Source organism: Aeromicrobium sp. PFPM2_SD2, assembly GCF_057364525.1.
In genome coordinates, this window is sequence record NZ_JBNFNZ010000780.1 from 1 (window position 1) to 613 (window position 613).

The 613-nt window shown below is 76.0% G+C and carries 2 protein-coding genes; both read right to left on the reverse strand.

From position 1 onward, the window contains the following. Positions 1–261: CbiX/SirB N-terminal domain-containing protein (locus AC2W7G_RS18060; RefSeq protein ID WP_485869644.1), on the reverse strand; the 261-nt coding region annotated here is incomplete at its 3' end. Positions 262–373: 112 nt separating this feature from the next. After that, a partial coding sequence (locus tag AC2W7G_RS18065; protein ID WP_485869645.1) for a winged helix-turn-helix domain-containing protein occupies positions 374–613 on the reverse strand: 240 nt, incomplete at its 5' end.

The following is a 613-nucleotide window of genomic DNA, read 5'->3' on the forward strand; positions in this document are numbered from 1 at the left end:
ACGGTCCGACCCCGGACGGCGGCGGCCCGGCGACGTCACCCGGGTGTGGAACCCGGCCGACAGCAGCAGCGGGACGACCCGGCGCGTCGCCCAGCGACCGTTGCCGGCGTCCAGCACGGCGCCCAGGCTCGGTTCCTGGACGTCCACGAACGACTCCTCGAGCGGTCCGACCACGCGGCGCAGCGCGTCGGCGAGAGACGCGACGGCACGGCGTCCGCGGGGGTCGCGGGTGCCGTGGCTGGCGACGACGATCTGGTGCACGGGTACCTCCTGCGTCGCCGACCACGCTAGGAAGACGGTGTTTCGCGTCGGTCTGCGGCGTGCGAACCCTGCGTGACGGCGGCCTCTCGGTGCCCGCCGGGCGACTGTGAGGTCAGGGGCCGGCGACCTCGAGCCGGTAGCCTCGCTTGACGACGGTGCGGACCACGTCGCGGCCGACCGCCTCGCGCAGCCGGGCCACGGCCACCTCGACCGTGTGCGGGTCGCGGCTGTCGCCGGGCAGGACGTCCAGCAGCTCGTCGCGGCTGCGGACCCGTCCGGGGTCGGCGGCCAGGCAGCGAAGCAGCACCAGGCCGCCGGGCGACACCGGCAGCGGGGTGTGGTCGGAGCGTCG